The organism is Verminephrobacter aporrectodeae subsp. tuberculatae At4 (assembly GCF_000193225.1).
Taxonomy (GTDB): domain Bacteria; phylum Pseudomonadota; class Gammaproteobacteria; order Burkholderiales; family Burkholderiaceae_C; genus Acidovorax; species Acidovorax aporrectodeae.
Map to the genome: position 1 here is coordinate 1 of NZ_AFAL01000670.1, position 249 is coordinate 249.

General features: G+C 72.3%; 1 protein-coding gene. It reads left to right on the forward strand.

Going from position 1 to position 249, the window contains the following annotated elements:
* The coding region (locus VTU_RS33925; RefSeq protein ID WP_010107427.1) for an Ig-like domain-containing protein at positions 1 to 249 on the forward strand (249 nt) is incomplete at both ends.

Genomic DNA, 249 nt, shown 5'->3' on the forward strand with positions numbered 1-249 from the left:
CTGGACGGCGACCTTCACGCCCAACGCCAACGCCAATGACGCGGCGAATACGATCAGCGTGAACCTCGCCGGCGTGCGCGACGACGCGGGCAACGCCGGCACCGGCAGCGCCAGCAGCGCCAACTACTCCGTGGACACCGTGCGCCCCACGGCGACCATCACGCTGGCCGACAGCGCGCTCACCGTGGACGGGCTCGCTGTCGACGCCGCCGCCAGGTCCGGCGGCGGGACAGGCGGATCGCCTTTTGG